General features: G+C 75.7%; 5 protein-coding genes. All 5 read left to right on the forward strand.

Annotation, left to right across the window (positions count from 1 at the left end; translation table 11 throughout):
* The coding region (locus DZG00_RS13180) for an ADP-dependent NAD(P)H-hydrate dehydratase (protein ID WP_119455711.1) at positions 1-716 on the forward strand (716 nt) is incomplete at its 5' end.
* A gap of 92 nt (positions 717-808) precedes the next feature.
* Entirely contained in the window at positions 809-1012 is a 204-nt protein-coding gene (locus DZG00_RS13185) for a hypothetical protein (RefSeq protein WP_119381297.1), read from the forward strand.
* 143 nt (positions 1013-1155) lie between these two features.
* Positions 1156-1851 carry a hypothetical protein gene (locus DZG00_RS13190; RefSeq protein WP_119381296.1) on the forward strand — a complete coding sequence of 232 codons (696 nt, stop codon included), beginning with the start codon at positions 1156-1158 and terminating at the stop codon, positions 1849-1851.
* 110 nt (positions 1852-1961) lie between these two features.
* Positions 1962-2684, forward strand: coding sequence for a deoxyribose-phosphate aldolase (gene deoC, locus DZG00_RS13195; RefSeq protein ID WP_119381295.1), 723 nt, complete (start codon positions 1962-1964; stop codon positions 2682-2684).
* A complete protein-coding gene (locus DZG00_RS13200) occupies positions 2684-3976 on the forward strand; it encodes a M18 family aminopeptidase (protein ID WP_119381294.1) in 1293 nt (430 codons plus the stop codon). Before deoC ends, DZG00_RS13200 begins: the two co-directional genes overlap by 1 nt.
* Positions 3977-3987 lie beyond the last annotated feature (11 nt).

The following is a 3987-nucleotide window of genomic DNA, read 5'->3' on the forward strand; positions in this document are numbered from 1 at the left end:
TGCGCGTCGGCGCCGGCCGCCTCACGCTCGCGGTCGGCGCGTCCGTCGCCACGCAGGTCGCGGTCGCCGTGCCCGAGAGCGGCGTGGTGCCGCTCGAGGAGACGGAGGCCGGGCACGTCCGGGGCGCCGGGATCCGCGCGGCCGGGGACGACATCGCCGCCGCCGACGCCGTGCTCGTCGGCCCCGGCCTCGACGACGCGGACGAGGCCGAGCGCATGGTGCGCCTGATCGCGACGCTCGTCCCCGACGACGCCGTCGTCGTGCTCGACGCCTTCGCGCTCGGCGTCCTCCCGGCCTGCCGCGAGTCGGCGGCGCACCTCGCCGGCCGGCTCGTGCTCACGCCCAACTCCTCCGAGGCGGAGCGGCTGCTGGGGCGCGGGGCGGGCGACGACGCCGTGGCCGACGCCCGCGAGATCGCCCGCTCCTACTCCGCCGTCGTGTCGATGGGCGGCCTGGTCGCGGCACCCGACGGACGCGCGTGGACGATCGGCGCGGGCGGCAGCGGGCTCGGGACGTCCGGATCCGGCGACGTGCTCGGCGGCGCGGTGGCCGGCCTCTGCGCCCGTGGCGCGGATCCCGCCCAGGCTGCGGTCTGGGCGACCCACGCGCACGCCGCGGCCGGCGACCGGCTCGCGGTGCAGGTGGGCCCGCTCGGCTACCTCGCGAGCGAGCTGCTCGTGGAGCTGCCGCGCGTGCTGGTGGAGCTGGAGGCGTGAGGCGGTCCCTCCCCCCACGCGCGCGCTCGGGGATCCGCCGGGGATCCCGACCGGGCCCGGTCGTCGCGCGCGGACGGTCGTAGGGTCGGACCATGACTGATTCCACGTACACCGCACAGCTGGTCGGCCCGGACGGCACCGAGGAGACCGAGGTCGAGTTCCTCAACGGCGAGCCCGTCAAGAGCTTCACGCGCGCCACGTCGCTCAGCGAGGAGGAGGTCGTCTGGGAGATCGACCCCGACGCCGACGGGTACGTCTACCGCCCCGCGGGCATCCCGGGCGCCGACTACTCCTGATCCGCGGCCGGTCCGCGCTCGCACGCGGGGGTCCGGTGTGTCCACCCCCGACCATTCGCCCACGAATGATGAGGGGGCGCGTAGCGTCGGGGGCACGCCGGGTGGGGATCCCCGTCCGGCGGAGACGCACGGAAGGAACCACCATGAGCACCTCGGACACCCCGCGTCACAGCCTCCCCGACGACCGCACCGGGCGCGACGCCTCGGCCGGCGACGCACCCATCCGCGGCGACCGCGATACGGCCGCCGTCCCCGCCGCCGGGCATGACTCGCTCCGCCAGGACGTGCTCGCCCGCGAGAAGGACCGCTTCGGCGGCATCAAGTTCGGGTCCGCCTTCTTCGGCTGGCTCACCGCGACCGGCACGGCCGTGATCCTCACGGCGCTCGTCGCCGCGACGGGCGCCGCCGTCGGCCTCGGCCAGGCCGGCGGCGACGCGGGCCAGGCAGCGGACGCCGCGAGCCAGAACGCCGACACCGTCGGCTGGGCGGGCGCCATCGCGCTGGCCGTCGTGATCCTCATCGCCTACTACTGCGGCGGCTACGTCGCCGGCCGCATGGCCCGCTTCGACGGCGCCAAGCAGGGCCTCGCCGTGTGGCTGTGGGCCGTGATCATCGCGATCGTCGTGGCCGTCGTCACCGCGATCGCCGGCTCGCAGCTCGACGTGCTCGGCAACGTCAACGCGTTCCCGCGCATCCCGATCGGCGAGGGCGACCTCACGGTCGTGGGCATCGTCACCGCCGTCGCGGTCGCGCTCATCAGCCTCCTGGGCGCCGTGCTCGGCGGCCTCGCCGGCATGCGCTTCCACCGCAAGGTCGACCGCGTGGGCCTCGGTCGCTGACGCACGCCCCACCCGCACGACGATCCCCGCCCGCACCCGCGCCGGCGGGGATCGTCGCGTGAGGCCCCGGTCGTAGGATCGAGGTCCCGCATCCAGGTGAGGAATCCCGCATGAGCACCAGCCCGTCCACGCCCGCGACCGACACGGCCGCGATCGCCCGCATCATCGACCACACGCTCCTGAAGCCCGAGGCCACGCGCGACGAGGTCGCCGCGCTCGTCGCCGAGGCCGTGGAGCTCGGCACGTACTCGGTGTGCGTCTCGCCCTCGATGCTCCCCCTCGAGATCCCCGCGGGCGCCGACCTCAAGGTCGCCGTCGTCTGCGGCTTCCCGAGCGGCAAGCACCACAGCGAGGTCAAGGCCGCCGAGGCCGCGCTCTCGATCCGCCAGGGCGCCGACGAGGTCGACATGGTGATCGACGTGGGCGCCGCCCGCGAGGGCCGCTTCGACGACGTCGAGGCCGACATCCGCGCCGTGCGCGACGCCGTGCCCGCGCCGGCCGTCCTCAAGGTGATCATCGAGTCCGCCGCCCTCGACGACGACCAGATCGTGGCCGTCTGCCGCGCGGCCGTCTCGGCGGGCGCCGACTTCGTGAAGACCTCCACGGGCTTCCATCCCACCGGCGGCGCGACCGTGCACGCGGTCGAGCTGATGAGCCGCACGGTCGACGGGAAGGCCGGCGTGAAGGCGTCCGGCGGGATCCGCACCTACGAGACCGCCGTGCAGATGATCGAGGCGGGGGCCACGCGCCTCGGCGTCTCGGGCAGCGCGGTCGTGCTGGCCGGCCCCGTGCAGACGCCGGAGAACGGCGCGCTCGGATCGAGCGGCTACTGATGCCGACGGATCGCGCGTCCCACCTCGCGGACCTCGGCTGCTACATCCAGGCCTCGCCCTCCTCGTTCCACGCGGCCGAGGAGGGCGCCCGCCGCCTCGACGCCGCCGGGTTCACGCGGCTCGACGAGCGCGACGCCTGGCCGGTCGACGCCGGACGCCGCTACATCGTGCGCGACGGCGCCCTCCTCGCATGGATCCAGCCCGCCGACGCGCACGCCACCACGCCCTTCCGCGTGGTCGGCGCCCACACCGACTCCCCCGGCTTCAAACTGAAGCCGAAGCCGACCATCGGATCCGACGGCTGGGTCCAGGCCGGCGTCGAGGTCTACGGCGGCCCGCTCCTCAACTCGTGGCTCGACCGCGACCTCGAGCTCGCCGGCCGCCTCGTCACGCGCGACGGCCGCCGCCACCTCGTCCGCACCGGCCCGCTGCTGCGCTTCCCGCAGCTCGCGGTGCACCTCGACCGCGGCGTGAACACCGAGGGCCTGCGGCTGGATCCGCAGCGCCACATGTCGCCGGTCCTCGGCGTCGGCTCCCCCGCGGAGCACGACGTGGTCGGCCACCTCGCGCAGCTCGCGGGCGTCGCGTCCGACGACGTGCTCGGCTACGACGTGGGCGTCGCCGACACCCAGGCGCCCGGATCCCTCGGCCTCGCGGGCGAGCTCTTCGCCGCCGGCCGCATGGACAACCTCAGCTCCGTGCACGCGGGCCTCGCCGCCCTCGTCGAGCTGGCCGCCGCGGACGAGGGCGCCGGCGCGCCCATCGCGGTGCTCGCCGCGTTCGACCACGAGGAGGTCGGATCCGCGACCCCGTCGGGCGGCGCCGGTCCCGTCCTCGAGGACGTCCTCGGCCGCATCTCCGCCGGGCTCGGCGCCGACTCGGAGGAGCGCCGCCGCGCGTTCGCCGCGTCCTGGTGCCTCTCCGCCGACGCCGGCCACGCCGTGCACCCCAACTACCCCGACCGGCACGATCCCGCCAACCGGCCCGTGCCGAACGGCGGCCCGCTGCTGAAGATCAACGCGAACCAGCGCTACGCGACCGACGGCGTGGGCGCGCGCGAGTGGGCCCTGGCCTGCGAGCGCGCGGGCGTCCCGTACCAGGAGTTCGTGTCCAGCAACGCCGTGCCGTGCGGCTCGACCATCGGGCCCATCACGGCGACGCGGCTCGGGATCCGCACGGTCGACGTCGGGATCCCCCTGCTCTCGATGCACTCGGCCCGCGAGCTGTGCGGCGCCGACGACCCCGGCCACCTCGCGGCCGCCGCCGCCGCGTTCCTCCGCCCGGCCGCCTGACCCGCGGCGCG

The sequence above is a fragment of the Clavibacter lycopersici genome (assembly GCF_003576405.1).
GTDB lineage: Bacteria > Actinomycetota > Actinomycetes > Actinomycetales > Microbacteriaceae > Clavibacter > Clavibacter lycopersici.

Bases quoted from the DNA above. Each gene is read 5' to 3' on its own strand.
- DZG00_RS13185 (WP_119381297.1), top strand. From the start codon at position 809: ATGACTGATTCCACGTACACCGCACAGCTGGTCGGCCCGGACGGCACC.
- deoC (WP_119381295.1), top strand. From the start codon at position 1,962: ATGAGCACCAGCCCGTCCACGCCCGCGACCGACACGGCCGCGATCGCC.
- DZG00_RS13190 (WP_119381296.1), top strand. From the start codon at position 1,156: ATGAGCACCTCGGACACCCCGCGTCACAGCCTCCCCGACGACCGCACC.
- DZG00_RS13200 (WP_119381294.1), top strand. From the start codon at position 2,684: ATGCCGACGGATCGCGCGTCCCACCTCGCGGACCTCGGCTGCTACATC.